The 20,259-nt window shown below is 66.2% G+C and carries 23 protein-coding genes; 13 read left to right on the top strand and 10 right to left on the bottom strand.

All coding sequences use genetic code 11. From position 1 onward, the window contains the following. The first annotated feature begins 135 nt into the window (after window positions 1-135). The 5 genes from D3D02_RS04000 (at window position 136) to D3D02_RS03980 (ending at window position 5,102) form a co-directional block, all read left to right on the top strand. Complete coding sequence (locus D3D02_RS04000) at window positions 136-1,572, top strand: APC family permease (RefSeq protein WP_121568684.1); 1,437 nt, start codon at window positions 136-138, stop codon at window positions 1,570-1,572. Then, on the top strand, window positions 1,573-2,409 hold the full coding sequence (locus tag D3D02_RS03995) for a universal stress protein (protein WP_121568683.1): 837 nt from the start codon (window positions 1,573-1,575) through the stop codon (window positions 2,407-2,409). It abuts the gene before it with no gap. 6 nt (window positions 2,410-2,415) lie between these two features. After that, entirely contained in the window at window positions 2,416-3,297 is an 882-nt protein-coding gene (locus tag D3D02_RS03990) for a YkgJ family cysteine cluster protein (RefSeq protein WP_121568682.1), read from the top strand. Window positions 3,298-3,369: 72 nt separating this feature from the next. Further along, entirely contained in the window at window positions 3,370-4,362 is a 993-nt protein-coding gene (locus D3D02_RS03985; RefSeq protein WP_121568681.1) for an NAD(P)H-binding protein, read from the top strand. Then, window positions 4,362-5,102: a hypothetical protein gene (locus D3D02_RS03980; protein WP_121568680.1), complete on the top strand. Its 741-nt coding sequence runs from the start codon at window positions 4,362-4,364 to the stop codon at window positions 5,100-5,102. Before D3D02_RS03985 ends, D3D02_RS03980 begins: the two co-directional genes overlap by 1 nt. Window positions 5,103-5,166: 64 nt before the next feature. Here D3D02_RS03980 and D3D02_RS20830 read toward each other — a convergent pair whose 3' ends face one another. Next, window positions 5,167-5,340 carry a DUF5786 family protein gene (locus D3D02_RS20830; RefSeq protein ID WP_199723002.1) on the bottom strand — a complete coding sequence of 58 codons (174 nt, stop codon included), beginning with the start codon at window positions 5,338-5,340 and terminating at the stop codon, window positions 5,167-5,169. A 137-nt stretch (window positions 5,341-5,477) separates the two neighbouring features. Between D3D02_RS20830 and D3D02_RS03975 the strand changes: the two genes are divergently transcribed. After that, a complete protein-coding gene (locus D3D02_RS03975) occupies window positions 5,478-6,467 on the top strand; it encodes a DUF5784 family protein (protein ID WP_121568679.1) in 990 nt (329 codons plus the stop codon). A gap of 141 nt (window positions 6,468-6,608) precedes the next feature. Here D3D02_RS03975 and D3D02_RS03970 read toward each other — a convergent pair whose 3' ends face one another. Next, on the bottom strand, window positions 6,609-6,893 hold the full coding sequence (locus D3D02_RS03970) for a DUF2795 domain-containing protein (RefSeq protein WP_121568678.1): 285 nt from the start codon (window positions 6,891-6,893) through the stop codon (window positions 6,609-6,611). A gap of 186 nt (window positions 6,894-7,079) precedes the next feature. On the opposite strand from D3D02_RS03970, the gene D3D02_RS03965 reads away from it, so the two are divergent. Then, window positions 7,080-7,937 (top strand): PHP domain-containing protein, encoded by an 858-nt coding sequence (locus D3D02_RS03965; RefSeq protein ID WP_121568677.1) that lies wholly within the window; start codon window positions 7,080-7,082, stop codon window positions 7,935-7,937. 65 nt (window positions 7,938-8,002) lie between these two features. Continuing rightward, window positions 8,003-8,167 (top strand): DUF6757 family protein, encoded by a 165-nt coding sequence (locus tag D3D02_RS20825; RefSeq protein WP_175454563.1) that lies wholly within the window; start codon window positions 8,003-8,005, stop codon window positions 8,165-8,167. A 289-nt stretch (window positions 8,168-8,456) separates the two neighbouring features. Here D3D02_RS20825 and thsA read toward each other — a convergent pair whose 3' ends face one another. Continuing rightward, on the bottom strand, window positions 8,457-10,106 hold the full coding sequence (thsA, locus tag D3D02_RS03960) for a thermosome subunit alpha (RefSeq protein ID WP_121568676.1): 1,650 nt from the start codon (window positions 10,104-10,106) through the stop codon (window positions 8,457-8,459). Window positions 10,107-10,308: 202 nt separating this feature from the next. On the opposite strand from thsA, the gene D3D02_RS03955 reads away from it, so the two are divergent. Next, complete coding sequence (locus D3D02_RS03955) at window positions 10,309-11,082, top strand: DICT sensory domain-containing protein (RefSeq protein WP_121568675.1); 774 nt, start codon at window positions 10,309-10,311, stop codon at window positions 11,080-11,082. 224 nt (window positions 11,083-11,306) lie between these two features. On the opposite strand, the gene D3D02_RS03950 is transcribed toward D3D02_RS03955, so the two are convergent. Then, window positions 11,307-11,849, bottom strand: coding sequence for a KH domain-containing protein (locus tag D3D02_RS03950; RefSeq protein ID WP_121568674.1), 543 nt, complete (start codon window positions 11,847-11,849; stop codon window positions 11,307-11,309). Here D3D02_RS03950 and D3D02_RS21620 point away from each other — a divergent pair. Then, window positions 11,746-11,994 carry a hypothetical protein gene (locus D3D02_RS21620; protein WP_394337707.1) on the top strand — a complete coding sequence of 83 codons (249 nt, stop codon included), beginning with the start codon at window positions 11,746-11,748 and terminating at the stop codon, window positions 11,992-11,994. The genes D3D02_RS03950 and D3D02_RS21620 overlap by 104 nt on opposite strands. A 10-nt stretch (window positions 11,995-12,004) precedes the next feature. Here the strand turns inward: D3D02_RS21620 and rio1 are convergent, their stop codons facing one another. Together rio1 and eif1A are read right to left on the bottom strand one after the other, a co-directional pair. Then, complete coding sequence (rio1, locus tag D3D02_RS03945; protein WP_121568673.1) at window positions 12,005-12,913, bottom strand: serine/threonine-protein kinase Rio1; 909 nt, start codon at window positions 12,911-12,913, stop codon at window positions 12,005-12,007. A 121-nt stretch (window positions 12,914-13,034) separates the two neighbouring features. Then, window positions 13,035-13,325, bottom strand: a complete 291-nt coding sequence (gene eif1A, locus D3D02_RS03940) for a translation initiation factor eIF-1A (RefSeq protein WP_049985645.1) — start codon at window positions 13,323-13,325, stop codon at window positions 13,035-13,037. 189 nt (window positions 13,326-13,514) lie between these two features. Between eif1A and D3D02_RS03935 the strand changes: the two genes are divergently transcribed. After that, window positions 13,515-14,822 carry an amidohydrolase gene (locus tag D3D02_RS03935; protein ID WP_121568672.1) on the top strand — a complete coding sequence of 436 codons (1,308 nt, stop codon included), beginning with the start codon at window positions 13,515-13,517 and terminating at the stop codon, window positions 14,820-14,822. Here D3D02_RS03935 and D3D02_RS03930 read toward each other — a convergent pair whose 3' ends face one another. After that, window positions 14,823-15,158 (bottom strand): winged helix-turn-helix domain-containing protein, encoded by a 336-nt coding sequence (locus tag D3D02_RS03930; RefSeq protein WP_121568671.1) that lies wholly within the window; start codon window positions 15,156-15,158, stop codon window positions 14,823-14,825. Between the two features lie 248 nt (window positions 15,159-15,406). Here D3D02_RS03930 and D3D02_RS03925 point away from each other — a divergent pair, with 248 nt between their 5' ends. Then, window positions 15,407-16,690 carry an adenosylhomocysteinase gene (locus D3D02_RS03925; protein ID WP_121568670.1) on the top strand — a complete coding sequence of 428 codons (1,284 nt, stop codon included), beginning with the start codon at window positions 15,407-15,409 and terminating at the stop codon, window positions 16,688-16,690. Window positions 16,691-16,729: 39 nt separating this feature from the next. On the opposite strand, the gene D3D02_RS03920 is transcribed toward D3D02_RS03925, so the two are convergent. After that, window positions 16,730-17,155, bottom strand: coding sequence for a GtrA family protein (locus tag D3D02_RS03920; protein ID WP_121568669.1), 426 nt, complete (start codon window positions 17,153-17,155; stop codon window positions 16,730-16,732). Window position 17,156: 1 nt separating this feature from the next. After that, window positions 17,157-18,659 (bottom strand): sulfatase, encoded by a 1,503-nt coding sequence (locus D3D02_RS03915; RefSeq protein ID WP_121568668.1) that lies wholly within the window; start codon window positions 18,657-18,659, stop codon window positions 17,157-17,159. Window positions 18,660-18,868: 209 nt separating this feature from the next. Between D3D02_RS03915 and hjc the strand changes: the two genes are divergently transcribed. Further along, window positions 18,869-19,342, top strand: a complete 474-nt coding sequence (hjc, locus tag D3D02_RS03910; protein ID WP_121568667.1) for a Holliday junction resolvase Hjc — start codon at window positions 18,869-18,871, stop codon at window positions 19,340-19,342. 27 nt (window positions 19,343-19,369) lie between these two features. On the opposite strand, the gene D3D02_RS20820 is transcribed toward hjc, so the two are convergent. Further along, window positions 19,370-20,176, bottom strand: coding sequence for an SWIM zinc finger family protein (locus tag D3D02_RS20820; protein ID WP_199723001.1), 807 nt, complete (start codon window positions 20,174-20,176; stop codon window positions 19,370-19,372). Between the last annotated feature and the right edge of the window lie 83 nt (window positions 20,177-20,259).

Genomic DNA, 20,259 nt, shown 5'->3' with positions numbered 1-20,259 from the left:
CGTGGCCGACGGCTATACGTCCTGCGGCGAGCGTGGCGTCGGGCCGACGCTCGCCGCGTGCTGTCTCCGGATTACAGTTACTAATGTGATACATCCGAGGCTTCTACTGTTCATCCGTCGAACAGTTGGTGTGACATGAGCGATTACGACGGTGCGTCGGCCACCGGCAGCGACACCCACGCCGGCGATACACCACCGGTGATAACGCCGCCAGCCGACGACGAGGAGGCGACTGTCACCGAAGCGGGGACAGAACTGGAGCGCACAATCGGGCTCTCGGGAGGGATCTCGATCGGGGTGGGAACGATGATCGGCGCGGGCATCTTCGTCTTCCCCGGACTCGCCGCTGGCGGGGCCGGACCGGCCGCAGCGGCCTCTTTCGGTATCGGCGCGATCATCGCGCTGTTCGTCGCGCTCCCGACGTCCGAACTGGCGACGGCGATGCCGAAATCCGGCGGCGGCTACTACTTCATCTCCCGGGCGCTCGGCGCGCTCCCCGGCGCTGTCGTCGGTCTCAGCATCTGGCTCGGACTCGTCTTCGCGACGGCGTTCTACCTCGTCGGTTTCGGGAGCTACGCCGCGGCGGTCCTCGCAGAGGCCGGCGTCGCCGTCGGCAACGTCCCGATCGTCATCCCGTTCGCGCTCCTGTTCGGCGTATTCCTGACCGCGCTGAACCTCTTTGGAACGGAGAACGCTGCTGCGCTGCAGAACTACGTCGTCGGGCTGCTGCTGACGATCCTGGTGTTCTTTCTGGGGTACGGTGGGCTGGACTCACTCGGCGTGTTCGGGCGCGCGAGCACGCCGGAGACGTTCGCGCCGTTCGGGCCGCTGCCGGTGTTCACGACGGCGGCGCTCGTGTTCACCTCGTATCTCGGGTTCGCGCAGGTGGCCACCGTCGCCGGCGACATCAAGCGTCCAGGCCGGAATCTCCCGCTGGCGATGGTCGCGTCGGTGGTGATCGTCGGCATCCTCTACGTCGCGACGATCTTCGTCGCCACCAGCGCGTTCGGGAGCGAGACGCTCGCCTCGTTCGGCGAGACCGCCATCGTCGAGGTCGCGCGCAGTTTCGTCGGCACGGGCGGTGCGATCGCGATTCTCCTCGCGGGACTGCTCGCGACGATTTCGAGCGCGAACGCCTCGATCCTCTCGACGTCGCGGGCGGTGTTCGCGGTGAGCAAAGACGAGATCATCCCCCGGTTCGCGAGTCGGATGAATCTCCGCTACGGGACGCCACACGTCGCGCTGACGATGGCCGGCGGACCGGTACTCGTACTGGTCGCATTCGGCGAGGTGGAGGTGCTCGCCGAGGTCGCCTCGTTCCTCCACCTCGTGATGTACTGCCTGATGTGCGTCGCGCTCATCGTGATGCGCCGCGACGAGCCCGAGTGGTACGACCCGGCGTTCCGCGTGCCCGCCCACCGCGTCGTCGCGGGACTCGGCGCCGTCGCGAGCGCGGGGCTGATCCTGTTTATGCAGCCGACCTCACAGATCGTCGGCGTCGCGATTATGCTCGCATCCGCCGGGTGGTACAAGTACTACGCCAGCGACGTCCAACTCAAGGGGGTGCTGTAGATGTGGGGTGATCTTCCGGGTGAGAACCCGATCGACGCCGACCTCGCGATCCGCGAGCCGCCGGTGATCCTCCTCCCGGTCGAGGTGCTGGAGGGACAGACGATCCCGAATACGGTCGTCGAGTTCCTCGCGCCGGCGGACGTGATCGTCCTCGGCTACCACGTCTTGCCGGAGCAGACGCCGACCGAGCAGGCGAGTATGCAGTTCGAAGACCGGGCGCAAGAGGCCGTCGACGACATCGCGCAGTCGTTCATCGACGCCGGCGGCGACCCGGAGACGCGCGTCGTGTTCACCCACGACCGCGAGCAGACGATCGACCGGATCGCGGCCGAACTGGGCGCGACAGCGATCCTCCTGCCGAATCCGACCGGCGAAATCTCGGAGGTGCTCGTGCCGATCCGCGGCGCGATCGACGGCGGCCGGCTCGCGGATCTCGTCGCGACGCTGCTCGCCGGCGGTACGGGCCACGTGACGCTCTGGGGAATCGCCGCCGGCGAGGGCTCGGAGTTCGACGCCGAGAGCGCGGTCGATCGTGCGGCCGAGCGACTCCGCGGACGGGGCCTCCCGGCCGAGCAGATCACCACGGAGACGACGACCGCGATGCTGCAAATTCACGACATCGTCGACCGCTCGGACGAGGCCGATATCATCGTGATGGGCGAGGGCCGCGAGTCGCTGCTCGCCGTGCTGCTCGGTGAGGACGCCGAGCGCGTCGCCGAGGGGGCGGTCGCGCCCGTGCTCGTCGTCCGCGACCGCGACCCGGACGCAGAGGTCGCGGACGCAGACGAAAACACTGCAGACGCTGACTCGCACCCAGACGCTGACGACCGGGAGTGATCGACGATGGAACTGAACTGTGAGAACTGCGCCGGCTGCTGTCTCGACTGGCGACCCATCGCCGACTCGCCGTCCGATCACGAGCGCCGCGGTCCCGGCGAACCGCTCGACGACGCGTACAACCTCGTGCCCCTGACGCGCGACGAGGTCGCACGGTTCGTCGAGCGGGGACTCGGCGACGTCCTGACACCGCGGCTCTGGCGCGTCGACGAGGAGACGCCCGGTATCGTCGTCGACGGCGTTCGGCTCGCCGCGATCGACGGACGACCGGCGTTCTTCGTCGGCCTGCGGAAACCACCGAAGCCCGTCGCCCCGTTCGGAACCGAACCGCGGTGGCTGTCCGCCTGTGCGTTCTTAGACCCCGAGACGCTCCAGTGTCGAATCCACGAGGGCGACCTCTACCCCGAGGAGTGTTCGGCGTATCCGAGTCACAACCTCGACCTCGGCGTCGAGACCGAGTGCGAACGCGTCGAAGCCGAGCACGACGGGAAACGACTGCTCGACGACGCCCCTGGTGAGTACAGCGGCCTGCTGCTCGGGCCGCAGGCGATCGGTGCGAAGGTGTTCGGCTACCCCGACCCCGACGACCTCGACGGCGTCGTCGACCGGATGCAGCGGGGCGAACTCACCGACACGGACCGCGCGGCGTTCGTCGGGGCCGCCGCGGGATCGCATCCCGGGTCGCTCTCCGTCGACGACGGGCGCGCCGCGGCCGCGACCGCGGACGTACTCGACGCCGACTCGTGGGCCGGACAAGCGATTCGCGAGTGGACGGAGGCCGCCGGTGCCCCCGGTGAGCGGGCGAGTGACCCGCCGTCCGGCGACGACGTCGAGGTGTCACGCGGCGCGCCGCAGACGCCGGGCTGGGACGCGATCGACGACGCGTAGCCGTCTCCTGCTTTCCGCTGCCGACCGACGACCGGCGAGAACTGTTAACAAGCTACGGATCCATTCACCGGTATGAGAGTTCTCGTAACGGGTGCGACCGGGTTCGTCGGTGGCCGTCTCGTTCCCGCCCTTCTCGACGCCGGTCACGACGTGACGGTACTCGTTCGGGACGCGTCGCGGTACGACGCGCCGCCGGAGGTCCGCGTCGTCGAGGGCGACCTCTTGGAGCCCGGAAGCTTCGAGTCGGCGCTCGACGTCGACGCCGCCTACTACCTCGTCCACTCGATGCGTTCGGGCGCCGACTTCGAGGAACGCGACCGGCAGGCCGCGCGGAGTTTCGCCGACGCCGCCTCCGAACACGGCGTCGAGCGCGTTGTCTACCTCGGCGGCCTCGGCGAGGAACGGGACCGACTCTCCGAGCACCTCCGCTCGCGCCGGGAAGTCGAGAACATCCTCGGCGAGGGCGAGTACGCGCTGACGACGCTGCGGGCCGCGATCCTGATCGGCGCGGGCTCTGCGAGCTTCGATATGATCAAACAGTTGGCCTCGCGCCTTCCGGTGATGGTGACGCCGCGCTGGGTCGAGACGAAGTGTCAACCAATCTTCGTCGACGACGCCATCGCGTACCTCGTGGGCGTTCTCGACGTGCCCGAGACGGCGGGCGAAACCTACGAGATCGGCGGCCCGGACGTGCTGACCTACCGGGAGATCCTGATCCGGGTTGGTCGTCAGCGCGGGCGCGCCCCCACGATCGTTCCGGTGCCGATCCTCTCCCCGAAACTCTCCTCGCTGTGGATCGGGCTGGTCACGGACGTTCCGGCCCCGGTCGCCCGTCCCCTGATCGAGGGGCTGAAGAACCCCGTCGTCGTGCGCGATCACCGGATCGAGTCGCTCGTCGACGTCGATCTGACGCCCTTCGACGAAGCCATCAGGAAAGCGCTTCAGGCCGAGGCGACGACCCGTGAGGGACGTGGCGGCGCGGCGGTCGCCGGAGACGAGGGCGAAACGCCGACGGCCGACGGCGGGACCGTCTCCGAACCCACCGTCCGGCCGCTCGATCGGTGATGGCCCGGCCGAATCCGCGCTACGAGAGCGGCGTCGAGCGGTACGGCGACACCTGGGTCTACGAGAGCATCGTCGGTGCCGTCCCCGGGATCGACCTCTCGGACCTGCAAGCCATCGCGATCCAGTTGGCGATCTTTCAGACCGGCGTGCTCGCCCTCGCGTGGTACTACGACCTCTGGACGGCCGTCCTGCCGGGAACGGTCGCCGTCGCCGTCGCTGCGGTCGGCAGCGGCGTGATGCGGCAGTTCGGGCGACGGACGCGCCGCCTCGACCTCCCGGAACCGTATCGTCGTCTGCTGTTCGGGTCGAGCATCGAGGTCGTACTCGGGATTCTCGCGTTCGTCGCACTCGTGACGCATCTGTTCGTCTTCGACCCGCGGACCGCCGATCCGACGCTCTTCGAGTGGCTGTTCGGTCCCGACCCGCCGATCCCGGTCGTGTATCTCACGCTCTTGATCCTCTGGGACCTCTGTTACCGCATCGGCACCTCGTGGTGGGCCGCCGTCGTCGCGCTGTGGCGCTCGTGGCGCTACTCGTTCGACGCCGAGACGGCGCACCGACTCCGCCGTCTCGACGCGCTCAACGTCGTCTTCGGCCTGACGCAACTCGCGATGGTCCCGTTCGTCCTCGATAGGCCGGTGTTGCTACTGGCCGTCGGCGGCCACATCGTCGCAGTCACTGTCGTCTCTCTAGCGGCGATGGCGACGCTTCGCGTGACGGCCGCTCCGCTCGAAGGGTAAGGTCGGCTCCGCTCGGCAGAACGGAGGAGTGGCGTCGGCGACGCTCACCCCGCGTCGCCCGGCCTCACTCACCCTGCAACTGTTTGAACTGGTCGAGGAGCGCTTCTGTCGAGTCGCCGGAGTCGTACTCTACGGACCCTCGATACACTGTCCGGTCGTCGGAGAAGTCCGTATCGACTGCACCGTTCTTCCGCTCACGACGCTCGTGTTCGTCGTCGTCGTATGCGCCCATCGACATGGTACATCATACCGTGAGAGTGTCACCCACATATATGTATCGCCGTCTGGGGGTTTCTCCTCGTGATTTCGACACCGTGACAACTCTCGACCGCTCCGAGGCGACAGTATAAACCGATTGAACCGCTACTGTACAGTGTGGCACGCCCACTACGCTTTCGACACGCCCCCAGCCGCTGGACGGAGGGCCGGGTGGTCGGACAAATCTATCGCGATCTAGATCGGAATCTCGGTGCGACCCGTCGCAGTCCGTGGTTCAAACAGCCCGCCCGATATTCGGGCGAGCGATTCGAGATGGACAACGGCGACATCGCGCTGTTTCTGTGGAACGACGACGAGGCCTACTGGCTCGGGAACACCGAGACGCCGGAGGCGCTCTGGCGCACGGACAAGTACAGTTTCGAGGCGATCCCCGACGACGTCTCGCGGTGGGCCACGCGAGAGCTCACCGCACAACTGCACGAGGAGAGCCCGTGGCTCGAACCGTACCCGCACCTCTCGTGGTTCTTCCTGCCGGTCTTCCTCTCGAAAGACGGCCGCGAGACGACCCGCGAGTTCTTCGACGATCACGCCGCTGGCTTCCCCGACGTCACCCGCGAGGAGGCCCTCGAATTCTACGAGTCGTTCCTCCGCACGCGCGTCTTAGACGACTGGCGGGAGGTGATGGCCGGCAAACTCGGTACCTCCGAGTACCTCGACCTCACGCGGATGACCGCCGCAATGGGAGAGTTCAACGCCGGCCATCTGCTCGTCGACGACGGCTACGACATCGAACCGGAGATCGAAGTATCGACGGGACACGCCATCGACTACCGGGCCGAAAGCGACGACGAGTCCGTCCTCGTCGAAGTGACGCGGCCGACGCCGACGGGACAGCGTCGCGCGGGCACGCCGATCGCGGCCGTCCGCGACACGGCAGCGACGAAGTCCGATGGGCAACTGGAAAAACACGGCGGCGGCGTCGTCCTCTTCGTCGACTGCTCGTCGTTTCCCGACGACGAGTGGCAGTCGATACTCGCCGAGCAGCCGGACGTGCACCACCGGCCGGCCGTGGTCTTCCGACTCAGGCCGTCCGGTCGCGTCGAAGGCTACACGAAGGGGAACGTCCCGCTCGACGTGCCTGTGTGAACCGCCTCGGGGTCAAGTGGTTCGAGAGTCTCCGATTCTCGTCATCACGGAAATCGAATATTTCCGTATGACCCCGAGGCACTCGGCCTGCTCAGCCTGTAGAATACCTCAAAAAGCCGTCTGTCGCGCTACGTCTCTATCTCAGAAGGACACCTGTTGCGGACCTTCCTCGCCTGTCGCGTAGGCGTCTCGATCGCTGTAGTACCGGCGACCGATGGCCTCGTGACCGAGGCCACAGAGGAGCGCCGAGTGGGCGTCGTCGGCGCTGGTGTAGGTCTCAGAGCCCGCACGAGCGAGTACGTCTCCGAGGCGCGCGGTCCCGTTGGGGAGTTCGATAGTCTGGTCGCCGTACGCCTCGATGAGGTCCTCGGTCGTGGCCGGGAACTCGTGACCGCCGATGAGATCGCCGGTGCGGTTCAAGCGCATTACACTCCACTCTGAGTGCTGGGTATTCTTAATGGTTTTCTATGATGGAGTATGAGGTCTCTAAATTCCTTAATCATCTTTAATCGTGGATGGCTCTCACGGGAACACTTGTCACGGATGGTTTTATCACGAGTACATTTTACACGGGGCGCAAGGGCTTTGAAACGGCACCGCCGACTCTCCGACGTGACACGGGAACGCGACGACGCGACCTCGGCGGTCGACGATAGCGACGCGGCGGCCGACAGTTCACCGGCGGCGGACCTCCACGTTCACACCACTGCGTCCGACGGAGTCCTGACGGTTCCCGAACTCCCGGCGGTCGCCCGCGACGGCGGCGTCGACGTCGTCGCCGTGACGGACCACGACCGGATCCACCCGGAACTCGACGCGCCGGTGACGACGCGCGACGGCGTCACCATCGTTCGCGGGATCGAACTCCGCGTCGACGCCGGCGACCAGCGGCTCGACCTCCTGGGGTACGGCGTCGGGGCCACCGAGTCGATCCTATCGCTGACCAGACGCATCCAGGAGAACCGGAAGCGCCGCGGCGCGGAGATCGTCGCGCGCGTCGAGGAACGTCTCGGCGTCGACCTCGACGTGGAACTACGCGACGGCATCGGGCGGCCGAACATCGCCCGCGCGATCGACGAGAGCGACGCTCCCTACGACTACGACGGCGCGTTCGAACACCTGATCGGCAACGGCGGTCCCTGCTACGTCGAGCGATACGTTCCCTCCTTCTCGGCGGGGGTCGACGCCCTGCGAGATTCCTGTGCGGTCGTCGGACTCGCACACCCGTTCCGCTATCCCGACCCCGAGAGCGCCTTAGCGCGCGCCCGCGAACTCGACGCCGTCGAGCGCTACTACCCGTACGGCGGCGCGAGCGCCGACCGCGAAGACGGTGCGCTCGTCGACGAGGTCGCTCAGGATGCAGCGCTTCTACGACTCGGTGGCTCGGACGCCCACGACCGTACGCTGGGCGTGACCGGACCGCCACGGTCGGCGTTCGAGCCGTTCGCCGCCCGTCTGTCGGGCGTCTGACGCCGTTCTCGGTGTAGATAGCCGGGAGCATAGAGTTAAACCCCGAGCGGCACCAAAGAGGGTGTATGAAGTGCCACTACTGCGACCGGGACGCCGCGTACGCCGCGGAGAAGGACGGAATCAAGGTCGGGCTCTGTGAGCGGCACTTCCGGACGCAGGTCGAAGCGTTAGCCGACTCCGAAGAACTGGCCGCCATCCGCGAACAGATCGACATCGACCGGACCGAGTGAGGACCGACGCGGTCCGTCACGCCCTCCGAATTTCTATTCGCTGTCCGCACTCCGGACACTCGTCGTCGACGATCGTCACCTGCGCGTCACACACTGGACACGCCGCTCTGTAGCAGGCCGGATCGCCCATCGGCCGATCAATCACGCCCGACCGACAAAGCCTTTCTGCGCCGCTATCGCAGCGTCGCTCGTCGGGTCGTCGAAAAGAAAATCAGTGCCTGCGGACGTTCGGCGCGCGGTTCGGGCAGGGGGTCGTGGGTGTGGTGTAGGCGTTTTCCTGAGAGGACGCTTACATTGCGCCGCCCATACCGCCCATGCCGCCCATACCGCCCATACCGCCGGCGCCGCCGGGTGCGCCGCCTTCGTCGCCGCCGTCGTCGCTGCTGCCGCCCTTGAGGTCGCCAGCGGCGATGACGTCGTCGATGCGGAGGATCATCACGGCCGCCTCGGTGGCGGACTCGATGGCCTGCGTCTTGACGCGGAGAGGTTCGACGACGCCGTCGTCCTCCATGTTGACGATGTCACCGGTGTAGGCGTCGAGACCGGCAGCGAAGTCGCCGTCGGAGTGCTCCTTGCGGAGGTTGACGAGCGACTCGATGGGGTCGAGACCGGCGTTCTCAGCGAGGGTGCGCGGGATGACGTCCAGCGCTTCGGTGAAGGCCTCGATCGCGAGCTGCTCGCGGCCGCCGACGGAGCTGGCGAACTCGGCGAGCTCCATCGAGAGCTCGGTCTCGGAGGCGCCGCCGCCGGGCAGAACCTGCCCGTCTTCGAGCGTCGTCTTCACGACGCCGAGGGAGTCCTCGATCGCGCGTTCGAGTTCGTCGACGACGTGCTCGGTGCCGCCGCGGAGGATGAGCGTGACGGACTTGGCGTCCTCGACGTCCTCGACGAAGATGCGCTCGTCGCCGCCGATGTCCTTCTGGGCGACGGAGCCGGCGAAGCCGAGGTCGTCGGCTTCGATGTCGTCGAGCGAGCCGACGACGTTGCCGCCGGTCGCGCGGGCCAGCCGCTTCAGGTCGGAGGACTTCGCGCGGCGGACCGCGAGGATGCCCTCCTTCGCGAGGTAGTGCTGGGCCATGTCGTCGATGCCGTCGCCGACGAAGACCACGTCAGCGCCGACGTCGACGAGCTGATCGACCATCTCTTTCAGCTGTTCTTCTTCCTGGTCGAGGAACTGCTGAAGCTGGTCGGGGTCGGTGACGTTGACTTCGGCGTCGATCTCGGTCTCGCGAACTTCGAGGGCACCGTCGAACAGCGCGACGTCGGCGTCCTCGACGCCGTACGGCATATTCTCGTGGACGCGCTCTTTGTCCACGATGACGCCCTCGACGAGCTCGGAGTTGTCGATCGAGCCGCCGACGACCTTCTCGACGGAGACGTTGTCCGTGTCGATGCTCTCTTCGTCGGCGACCGCGAGCACGGCGTCGACGACGAGTTCGGCCAGCAGGTCCTTCGAGGATTCGGCGCCCTTGCCGGTCATCGCCGTCTCGGCGATCTTGACGAGGGTGTCGCGGTCCTCCTCGGAGACCTCGATGGCGTTCTCCTCGAGGATCTCCTTGGCCTTCTCTGCGGCCTGGCGGTACCCCTGTGCGATGGTGGTAGCGTGGACGTCCTGCTCGATGAGCTCCTCGGCCTGATCGAGGAGTTCACCAGCGACGACGACAGCCGTCGTGGTCCCGTCGCCGACCTCGTCTTCCTGGGTCTCGGAGACCTCGACGATCATATTCGCCGCGGGGTGGTCGATGTCCATCTCCTTGAGGATCGTTACGCCGTCGTTCGTGACGACGACAGATCCGCCGGAGTCGACGAGCATCTTGTCCATCCCTTTCGGACCCAGCGTGGTCCGGACGGACTCGGCGACCGCCTTCCCCGCCGAGATGTTCATCGACTGCGCGTCCTTCCCCTGTGTGCGCTGGGAGTCTTCGCCCAGGATGATCATGGGCTGACCCTGCTGCATTCGCTGAGACATAATCAACCGTTGATTGTTTGTGATTCTATAAAAAAGTAACGCTACCGGCTCCAGAAACCCGACTGCGGACGACGAAAGCCGTGGTAAAAGTTGACATAATGATGTTTTATATTCTCACTTCGGTCACGCTTATGCAAAGCCCTATTATCCGAACTCGCCTTACGAACGTTCGATGACGCTCCGGGAGTTCATCGACGAATTTGCGGACGACGGCCACACCGCGTCCCTCTCTATAGTCAACAGCGACCAGCCGCCGATGGTCGCACAAATGCTGGAGTCGCTCTTCGATGAGCAGTCCGTTTCCGTCTCGGAGGTCAGCCGCGTTCTGTCCGATTCGAACGTCGTCCAGTTGCGCCGCGACGGCAGCGTCGTCGCCGAATCGGCGTTCAGCGACGTTCGCGACTCGATTCTTGCGGTCAACTCGGACATCTACATCACGGGTACGCGTCCGCTCTCGGAAGTCGAGACTCCCGAAGTCGTCCGCAACCTGGAAGGCACCCGCTTCCGCGTCCGCGGCTACCCGGCCGGTACGAAAGGCAAACTGCTCCTCATCGAAATCTCCCGGTACATCGAGGCGATGGCGCTGCAGCACGGGGCCGGCGAACTTCACACTGGCTTTCAGCGGCTCTCGCGAATCACCGACGAGCGTGGCACCGCACGAGCGTACGAACAGCTATCGCAGACCGACCTCGACCTGCACGTCTACGGCATCGGCGATCCGCGCCCGTTCGATACGTGGTCTGTGGCCGTCCACAACGACGACGTCCCGGAGATCCGAAACGGCTGGTTCGTCGTCTTCGCACCGCCGCCGGATAGCGAGGCCGAGGGCGCTGCGCTCGTCGCCATCACCGAAGACGACGAGGAGTGGGACGGCGTCTGGGTACTCGACGCCGACGCCGCGCGGCAAGTCGCGTCGTATCTCTGCGACGAACACGGGGCGGCGTAGCACCGACCTTCTGCGCGGCTATTCCTGTGATACCACGAGGTATACTGCCGCTTGCCGTTCCGCCGTCGTAGACGCGGCCGCGCCGCTGGATCGAATCGCCTGATAGTGGAAGAACGAGTGCCTCGGCGATCCAGCGGCCGAGTTATACTGTCGGACAGCAGTCCGTGAATCGTTTTGGCCCCTGCGGGGTGCCGATACGCTTCACACAGCTCTGTCCGACAGTATTAGCCCGACTGTCGGACGTCGAAGCCCTGCGTCAGTTCGTTGTGCTTCCGTTCGAGGAACGAGTAGACCGCACCGTGGGGAGCCCCGTCGAGGATCATCCCGACGGCCCGGCGGACAGCGTCGACTTCTTCGGGCTGACCGATGACGCCCAGGGTCGTCCCCTTGATGACGACTTCGGCACCGGTGAGTTCCTCCATCAGTTCCCGCGTCCGTCCGTTCTCGCCGATGAGACGGCCTTTCTGTCGCTGGAGGTCGTTCTTGTTTCGCGTGTGCGATTCGAGGTCGACGAGTTCGAACGTCCGGAGTTCGTCGTCGAGGATCGACAGCGCCGCCTCGGGCGTGAATCCGCGCCCGATCGCCCGAACCACGTCGGGGGCGAGCATTCCGCTCACGGGATCGCCGACGTCGTCGATGGCGACCGCCCCGCTCTCGGAGTCGATGTCGAGACGTACTTCGGCCCGGCGTTCGATCTCGCGCATCGTCTCACCACCCTCGCCGATGAGGACGCCGATGCGGTCCTGCGGGACCTTTACGTGTTTCATACACCTCGCTACCCGGCGGAACGGTTTAAGAGTTTGTTCGAGAATGTACCGTGGTCACACGCCCTATAGTGGCGTTTGCAAGTTCTCACCTAACCGCACGCGGTCGTGCGATCGGCTGTGCAATCGGTTGCAAACGCCACTGTAGCAGCCACAATTTATGCGTCGGCGTCGTCCGCGTCCTCGGGCGTCCCGGCCGGTTCCGGTTCGACTTCGGTGACGAAGTCGTAGAGGTCCGTCCCGCTCACGTCGAGTCCCTGTCGACTGAAGAACGCGGCCACGTTGCGGCAGTCGCGGCGGAGGAACTCGTCGGCGTTCGGGTGATGAATCGTCACCGCCTGTCCGAGGTCGATCACGACGAGTTCGCCGTCGTGGATGATCATATTGTACTCCGAGAGGTCGCCGTGGACGAGCCCCGCGGAGTAGAGCCGCCGCATATACTCACGCACGACTTCGTAGGCCGTCTCGGGGTTCTCGACGTCGACTTCGGCCAGTCGCCGGGCGCGGTCTTCGACGAGCCCGACGAGTTCCATCACGAGGACGTTGCGCTCGACGGCGATCGGTTCGGGGACGCGAACGCCCGCTTCTCGCGCCCGTTTGAGGTTCGCGAACTCCTTGCGGGTCCACGCGAGCACGATCTGCTTTTTGTCGTTTCCGAGGCCCTCGAATCGGGGGTCGCCCTCCAGATACTCGCGCATCTGCCGGAAGTTCGAGGCGTTGATGCGGTAGATCTTGACGGCGACGTCGCGCTCCTCGCCGTCTTTGCTCCCGAGCGCCTCGTAGACGTTCGCCTCCTTGCCGGTCGAGATCGGTCCGCCGAAGGCGTCGACGTAGCCGTCCTGGACGAGTTTGTAGATCGCCGCGAACGTGGCGTCGTCGAAGACCGACTGCTCGACTTTGAACTGATCGGCGTCCTTCAGGCGCTTGCGGAACTCGTCGAACTCGCGGTCCCGACGCCGGGCGATCCGGTCGGCCTCGGTGTCGGTGACGTCGATCTCTTCCCACTCGTCGCCCACACCCTCGGCCTCCTCGGGCTCCAGAAACCCGTACTCGTCTGGATCACTCATTGGTGTGGGTCGGCAGTTCGGTCTGAGTCGCTGTACGAAAAGACGGCGTCGGCGTCGGTCCCGGCCACGGACTCCACTCCGTCGAGAACGTCCCCGCGTCGGGCCCACGCCGACACTCGGATCACTGGATGTGTCCTTCCTCGCGGAGCTGGTCGGCCTCGGACTTCTCGTAGCGCCAGGTGATGTCCCCTTTCTCGTCCTGCCAGTCCCACGGTTCGACGAGGACGACGTCGTCCTCGCGGATCCAGATGCGCTTTTGCATCCGGCCGGGGATTCGTGCGGTGCGCTCGACGCCGTCGGCACACCGGACCTTCACGCGGTTCGCCCCGAGCATATTCGTGACGACGGCGAACACCTCGTCGTCGTCGGGCATCCGGAGGTCACGTCGCCCCCCGTTCTCGTCGTCGCTCATACGCGGGCGTTCGTCGCGCCCCGGTTTAAGTTCTGCGAGAGGCGTCGTCACCGACGCTCCAGAACGATTTCGTCCGTGCGCTCCTGGCCAGTCGTGTCCCCGAACGGGCTCAGGCGACGGCTGACCAGCCGTTTCCCCGAACGAAACCCAGACGACAGTGTCATACGCGCGCCGTCGGTACCGGCGTGTATGGCTTCCGATACGCTCCTCGTCGCCGGCGGCCGGGTGCTCCGCCCCGACGGCGACGTCGTGGACGCAGACGTGCTGATCGACCGCGCGGCCGGCCGGATCGAGGCTGTCGGCTCGGATCTGGCGACCGAACACGACGCCGACGAGATGCTCGACGCCTCGGGCGGACTCGTGATGCCCGGATTAGTCAACGCACACACTCACGTCGCGATGACGCTTCTCCGGGGCTACGCCGACGACAAGCCGCTCGACGCGTGGCTCCGCGAGGACATTTGGCCTGCTGAGGCAGCGCTCACTGCCGAGGACGTCCGCGCCGGCACCGAACTCGGTCTCGTCGAGATGATCCGCTCGGGGACGACGACGTTCGCGGATATGTACTTCCACGTCCCCGAGATCGTCGAGGCCGTCGACGAGGCGGGAATGCGCGCCCGCGTCGGTCACGGCGTCGTCACCGTCGGGAAGGACGAGGCGGAGGCCCGCGCAGACGTCCAGGAGAGCCTCGACGTCGCTCGCGAGTACGACGGCGCCGCCGACGGCCGGATCCGAACGGCCGTGATGCCGCACTCGCTGACGACCGTCGACGAGGACCTCCTCCGTGAGGCCGTCACCGACGCGCACGACGCCGGAATCCCGATCCACACGCACGCCAACGAGACTCGGGACGAAGTCGAGCCGATCGTCGCCGAGCGCGACGAGCGTCCACTCGCGTACGCCGACGACGTCGGCCTCCTCTCGGAGTCGGACTTCCTCGCACACGGCGTCCACGTCGACGAGAGCGAGATCGACCTGCTGGCCGAGCGCGGCACGGCGGTCGTCCACTGCCCGGCGTCGAATATGAAACTCGCCTCCGGGATCGCGCCGGTGCAGAAACTGCTCGACGCGGGCGTGACGGTCGGTCTCGGCACCGACGGCGCCGCCTCGAACAACGACCTCGACCTCTTCGACGAACTCCGCGACGCCGCGATGATCGGCAAACTCGGGGCCGACGACGCCTCGGCCGTCCCCGCGGAAGCGGCCGTGCAGATGGCGACGCAGGGCGGCGCCGAGGCGCTTTCGCTCCCTGGTGGCCGCGTGGAGGCCGGCGCCGCCGCGGATCTCGCGATCGTCGACCTCGACGCGCCGCACCTCGCGCCCGCGCACGATCTCGTGAGCCATCTGGCGTACGCCGTTCGCGGCTCGGACGTCCGCCATACGGTCTGTGACGGACAGATTCTGATGCAGGATCGCGAACTCACGACCCTCGACGAAAAGCAGGTCGTCGAGACGGCGCGACGACGCGCGGTCGACCTCGTCGCGCGCGCGGAGTGATCACTCGGCGACGACGTCGACGCCATCGTCCGTGACCGAGACGGTCAGCGATTCGATCGATCGCTCGTAGACGCTCGCGTGCCGCCCGTTCTCGACGTCTACGCGGACGGTTTCTTCCAGTAACCCCGCGTCGACGAGTTTACTGGTCTCCCGATACACCGTCGACAGCGGTACGCCGGACCGATCGCTGAGTTCGCAGGCCGTGGCTGGCCGCCCTGCCGCTCGGAGGAGCGCGACGCCGGTATCGCTCGCCAAAAGCGTGAGCGCCTTTGACCGCGGTAGCGTGGTTTCAGCGCCGCCCTCGCCACGACGCTGCTCACCATCAGGTGCAGACATCTACAACGACTATTGTGGGCCACGAGTCTTGAAAGATTCTGCCGCGCGCTGTCGAATCGACTGCTGATATCGTCGCATTTGCAAGTCTTCACGCACCCGAGCAGACACTGTCGTGCGCTCGGGTGCGCAATCAGGTGCAAATGCGACTGTAGGTCAGATTTTGGCCGGCGCTCGTCGTGGCCGACCGCTTCCACGCAACAAAATAGGGGTTCGGTAGCGTTTTGCCGCACCTGACCGAACGCCGGGGTATGAGTACGTACCCGCCTATCGGAGAGCAACTCGACGACTTCGAGTCCGCTCGCGAAGAGGGCCGTCGGAAGATGGACTGGGCGCTCCAGCATATGCCTATTCTCCGGGAACTGCGCGAGCAGTTCCGAGAGTCGAAACCGCTCGCCGGGCAGACGATCGGGATGGCGATGCACGTCGAGGCCAAAACCGCGAACCTCGTCGAACTCCTCGCGCTCGGCGGCGCCGAGGTCGCCATCACCGGCTGTAATCCCCTCTCGACGCACGACGACGTGAGCGCGGCGCTCGACGCCAACGACGACATCACCTCCTACGCCAAGCGCGGCGTCGGCGAGGACGACTACTACGCCGCCATCGAGTCGGTCGTCGACCACGAGCCGACGATCACCGTCGACGACGGGATGGATATGGTCTACGCCATCCACGAGGACTACCCCGAACTCATCGACACCATCGTCGGCGGGGCCGAGGAGACGACGACCGGCGTCCACCGACTGCGCGCGATGGACGACGACGGCGAACTCCGCTACCCGGTCTTCGCCGTCAACGACACGCCGATGAAGCGCCTCTTCGACAACGTCCACGGCACCGGCGAGTCCTCGCTCGCGACGATCGCGATGACGACGAACCTCTCCTACGCCGGCAAGAACGTCGTCGTCGCCGGCTACGGCTACTGCGGGAAGGGCGTCGCGAAGAAGGCCGCCGGCCAGAACGCGAACGTCATCGTCACCGAGGTCGAACCGCGCCGCGCGCTGGAAGCGCATATGGAAGGCTACGACGTGATGCCGATGAACGAGGCCGCCGAGATCGGCGACGTCTTCGTCACGACGACCGGCAACCGCGACGTCATCACCCGCGAAGACTTCGAGGTGATGGACGACGGCGTCCTGCTCGCGAACGCCGGCCACTTCGACGTCGAGATCGACCTCGACGCGCTCTCGGCCCTCGCTGTCGACGAGTACGAGGCTCGCGACGGCGTCCGCGCCTACGAGATGGCCGACGGTCGTCGTCTCAACGTCATCGCCGAGGGCCGCCTCGTCAACCTCGCCTCGCCGATCGCGCTCGGCCATCCCGTGGAGGTGATGGACCAGTCGTTCGGTATTCAGGCGGTCTGCGTCCGCGAACTCGTCGAACACGGCGAGGAGTACGACGCCGGCGTCCACGACGTCCCCGACGACCTCGACCGGGAGGTCGCAGAGATCAAACTCGACGCCGAGGGCGTCGACATCGACTCGCTGACGGAGACGCAGGCGGAGTATATGGATAGCTGGAGTCACGGTACATAGCCGTCTCGCCGACCTCGCGGGCGGCCCTGCCCTCGACCGCTACTGCCCCCACGTCCACTTCGCGTCGAGAACGTAGCGATAGATCCCGCTCATCAGGATCGCGGCGCCGTTCGCGACCAGATACGGGACGGCTCGCCACTCGACGAGCAGATACAGCACCGCGAGTTGGATCGGAATCGCCGTCCCGCGGACGACGTTCGTCTTGAGGAGTCCGAACAGATACTCCGCAGTCCCGGTGTTCTGTGTCGCCTGAAACGTCCAGGCGTTGTTGAGGACGTACGAGAGCACGATCGTGATCTCGATCGCGATCACCGCGCCGACGAGGTAGTACAGGCCGACCGTGTCGACGAACAGCCACAGCAGCAGCATCTGAATCCCGGCGGTGACGGCTCCGACGATGACGAACCGCCGGAGCTGCAGCGCGAGCGGACCGCTATGGAGATTGCGTAAGAAGCTCCGGATCATCTTACCGGTAGCCGAGCGCCTCCAATCGGGCTTCGAGATTCTCGTCGACCGCGTCGGTCTCTTCGCCGGTTGCGTTCGCCTCGCCCTCGCGGAGCAGTTCGACGTGGGCGTCGACGAGCGGTCGGAAGCGGTCGACGACGCGCCGTGCCTCGCTCCCGTCGACAGCGTCCTCGTCACCCGCGTCCCCCCCATCCTCATTCTCTGCATCGCCATCGACATCGGTGCCGGCCGCGAGGTCCGTCTGCTGATCGGGATCGTCGGGGCGGTAGTACAGTTCGTGGGTGTCCGCGTCGACGTTTCGGATGTAGGTCCAGTCCCGGTCGCGGACGCTCACCAGCAGATTGCCGTCCGCCAGCGATCGCGGGATCGGCTGGGCCGTCACCTCCTCGTCGCGAACGGTGACCGAGACGACCGGCTCGTCTGCCGGCGGGTCGCCGTCGAGCACAGACGAGGTGAGCGACGTGCCGCTCCAGCTGTCGGGGGCGTCGACGTCTAACAACGCCGTCACGGTCGGCGGGATGGCGTCGAGACCGACCTGACGGTCGATCCGTCGCCCCTCTGCGCCCGGCACGTCGACGATGAGCGGGACGTTGATCAGTTCGTCGTACAGTTTCGGGTAGTGCGCGAGGTGGCCGTGTTCCTGGAACTCCTCGCCGTGGTCGCCCGCGACGATGATCGCCGTCTCGTCGTCGAGGCCGTTCGCGGCGAGTTCGTCCAGCAGTCGCCCGACGCTGGCGTCGACCTGCCGCGCGGCCGCCTGATAGAGCGTCCGCAGTTCGTCGAGGGTTCGTTCCCCGACCTCCCAGCCGAGGCCGGTCCGCGTGTGTGCGTGTAGCATTCGGTGGGTGCCGAGCAGGCCCGAGGAGACCTCTCGGATGTACCGCGGCGCCGGGACGTACGGCGTGTGGGTGTCCATATAGTGAATCCAGAGGAAGAACGGCTCGGAGGCGTCTTCGAGAAAGTCGCTCGCGGCGTGTTCGACGTCGAACATCCGCGAGGTGTCGAGGAAGGGGCGGTCGTCGACGTTGCCGGCGAGTCGCGACTTGATCCGTCTGATCGGTGAGGCGGCGAACTGGAGCCACGCCTCGACCGTCGGATGTGTGGCGAGATACCGACTGTAGAGGCTGGACCCGACGCTCGCGACGAACGGCTCGAACTCGTCGAAGCCGTCGTCGTAGCCCCAAAACGACGTGAGAAAGCCGTTGGCGGCGTTGAAGCCGCCGGTCGCGACACCCGAATCAGACAGCGCCCGTGCGAGCGTCGGCACGTCTTCGACGCCGATATCGCCCGAATCGGCGAACACCGGACGAGACGCCAGAATCGACGGAAAGGAGAACGGCGTCCAGTTCCCGGTCGCGAAAGCCCGTTCGAAGACCGTGCCGCGTTCGGCGATGCCGTCGATTACGGGCGTGTGTCGGCTCGAATCGTACGTTCCGAGAGCGTCCGCTCGGAGCGAATCGACGGTGACGAGTACGACGTTCGAGACCGAAGTGTCTGCGTCCATATGTGAGTCGGTGATGGTACTCCGACGGCTCGATCGCCCGCCGGCGGATACGCGTATTAGTGGATTGATGGTATGTTAAACATATATACCCGCGGATTTCTCGCGGCGGTGCTCGAAGGAGTCGCCCGTATCTCGGACTTCCCCGACGAAACCGCAGCGGGGCGGTCCGGTGTCGTCCGGTTTAAGACCCTCTCTCCCCGAGTGAGCGTATGTCTTCGAACCGGAAGGGCGACCGCCGCGAACGCGAACTCGTCAACCGTCTCGACGAGGCCGGCTTCGCGGTGATGCGCGCCCCCGCCTCGGGATCGGCGACCGACCGGGAACTCCCGGACGTACTCGCCGGCGACGGCGACGTCTTCTACGCCATCGAGGCCAAATCCAGTTCCGGCCGTCCGATCTACCTCTCAGGCGAGGAGGTCGAAGCCCTCATCTACTTCGCCCAAAACTTCGGTGCGAAAGCGCGGATCGGCGTTCGATTCGACCGCGAATCGTGGTACTTCTTCCACCCCGGTGATCTCCACGTGACCGACGGCGGCAACTACCGCGTCAAGAAAGAGACCGCGCTCGCAGCGGGCGAATCGTTCGAGTCGTTCGTCGGCGGTCCCGCGCAGGCACGACTGACCGACGTCGACGAATCGACAGCGGACGCGACGACGGACGGCGGCGACAGCGACGACGCCTGAGAGCGCGATAAGCGCCCCAGCGACGCTTCACGCCCGCTGTGTCTCGGCTCCAGTCGTCCCCGACGTTCGCCCGGAGTACGGGCCTGCGTCCGCTTCCCCCGACTCACCACCCTCCTCGTCGCCTGCCCGGAGTTCGACGCGCGTGAGTCGCGAGGCCGGAAACAGGTACCGTCGGCTGTCTCTGAGCGCGTCGACCCACGTTCCGAAGTCGTCGACGGCGTCGCCCGCCGGCAGCGACTCGACGTACACGACCGCGAACACCGGTTCGTGGTCACCGTACGCCGCGTTCGTCTCGTAGTCCGCGACGAGGCGACCTTCCTCGGTCCGGACTTCGTCGGCGCGGTCGCCGCGCCGGTCGACGACGACGAGCAGTGCGCCGGTCTCGCGGTCGCGGACGAGGTCGCCGGGTTCGTGGTCGTGGCGGTCACACAGCGCAGGGCCGTCCTGGTCGACCGGCGCGAACGTCAGGCCGCCGCAGACGGCACAGACGCGCTCGCGTTCGTCGGGGGCCGGAACGAGGCCCGACTCGATTTCGATTGCGACGCGCCGGATGTGTTTGCAGTGCGCCCCGCGGATGGCGCTGTCCGGGCACGTGCAGGTCTCGCGTTCGGCGTCGACGACGTACGTGCCGCCCTCGCTCTCGACGACGTAGCGCCCGTCGCGGAGGGGACGCACGGTCATCGGTTCGGCGCGGGCCCGGTAGGCACGGCCCTCGTACCCCTCCGCGGGAAACGTTCGCTGTCGGCGGACGCGGGGCTGTCGGAGGTTGGGACGTCCGGTCCTCGTGTCCGCTGGGGGTGCTTCTGACGCGGGTGTGTTTCGTGTGTGCGTCATCTCTGATGCTCCCGAGAGATCTGCTCTCTCGCTAGTTGCACGTACGTTCCGGACGAACCTAAACCTTCGTTTCAAGTGGAAAT

The sequence above is a fragment of the Halobellus sp. Atlit-38R genome, from assembly GCF_003665925.1.
Classification (GTDB): Archaea; Halobacteriota; Halobacteria; order Halobacteriales; family Haloferacaceae; genus Haloquadratum; species Haloquadratum inordinatus.
The sequence above is the reverse complement of the archived record's forward strand: the minus strand, read 5'-3'. Positions and strand labels throughout refer to the sequence as shown.

Coding starts and splice junctions, on each gene's coding strand:
- D3D02_RS04000 (WP_121568684.1), top strand. CDS start 136: ATGAGCGATTACGACGGTGCGTCGGCCACCGGCAGCGACACCCACGCC.
- D3D02_RS03995 (WP_121568683.1), top strand. CDS start 1,573: ATGTGGGGTGATCTTCCGGGTGAGAACCCGATCGACGCCGACCTCGCG.
- D3D02_RS03990 (WP_121568682.1), top strand. CDS start 2,416: ATGGAACTGAACTGTGAGAACTGCGCCGGCTGCTGTCTCGACTGGCGA.
- D3D02_RS03985 (WP_121568681.1), top strand. CDS start 3,370: ATGAGAGTTCTCGTAACGGGTGCGACCGGGTTCGTCGGTGGCCGTCTC.
- D3D02_RS03980 (WP_121568680.1), top strand. CDS start 4,362: ATGGCCCGGCCGAATCCGCGCTACGAGAGCGGCGTCGAGCGGTACGGC.
- D3D02_RS20830 (WP_199723002.1), bottom strand. CDS start 5,340: ATGTCGATGGGCGCATACGACGACGACGAACACGAGCGTCGTGAGCGG.
- D3D02_RS03970 (WP_121568678.1), bottom strand. CDS start 6,893: ATGCGCTTGAACCGCACCGGCGATCTCATCGGCGGTCACGAGTTCCCG.
- D3D02_RS20825 (WP_175454563.1), top strand. CDS start 8,003: ATGAAGTGCCACTACTGCGACCGGGACGCCGCGTACGCCGCGGAGAAG.
- thsA (WP_121568676.1), bottom strand. CDS start 10,106: ATGATCATCCTGGGCGAAGACTCCCAGCGCACACAGGGGAAGGACGCG.
- D3D02_RS03955 (WP_121568675.1), top strand. CDS start 10,309: ATGACGCTCCGGGAGTTCATCGACGAATTTGCGGACGACGGCCACACC.
- D3D02_RS21620 (WP_394337707.1), top strand. CDS start 11,746: ATGTCGAGACGTACTTCGGCCCGGCGTTCGATCTCGCGCATCGTCTCA.
- D3D02_RS03950 (WP_121568674.1), bottom strand. CDS start 11,849: ATGAAACACGTAAAGGTCCCGCAGGACCGCATCGGCGTCCTCATCGGC.
- rio1 (WP_121568673.1), bottom strand. CDS start 12,913: ATGAGTGATCCAGACGAGTACGGGTTTCTGGAGCCCGAGGAGGCCGAG.
- eif1A (WP_049985645.1), bottom strand. CDS start 13,325: ATGAGCGACGACGAGAACGGGGGGCGACGTGACCTCCGGATGCCCGAC.
- D3D02_RS03935 (WP_121568672.1), top strand. CDS start 13,515: ATGGCTTCCGATACGCTCCTCGTCGCCGGCGGCCGGGTGCTCCGCCCC.
- D3D02_RS03930 (WP_121568671.1), bottom strand. CDS start 15,158: ATGTCTGCACCTGATGGTGAGCAGCGTCGTGGCGAGGGCGGCGCTGAA.
- D3D02_RS03925 (WP_121568670.1), top strand. CDS start 15,407: ATGAGTACGTACCCGCCTATCGGAGAGCAACTCGACGACTTCGAGTCC.
- D3D02_RS03920 (WP_121568669.1), bottom strand. CDS start 17,155: ATGATCCGGAGCTTCTTACGCAATCTCCATAGCGGTCCGCTCGCGCTG.
- D3D02_RS03915 (WP_121568668.1), bottom strand. CDS start 18,659: ATGGACGCAGACACTTCGGTCTCGAACGTCGTACTCGTCACCGTCGAT.
- hjc (WP_121568667.1), top strand. CDS start 18,869: ATGTCTTCGAACCGGAAGGGCGACCGCCGCGAACGCGAACTCGTCAAC.
- D3D02_RS20820 (WP_199723001.1), bottom strand. CDS start 20,176: ATGACGCACACACGAAACACACCCGCGTCAGAAGCACCCCCAGCGGAC.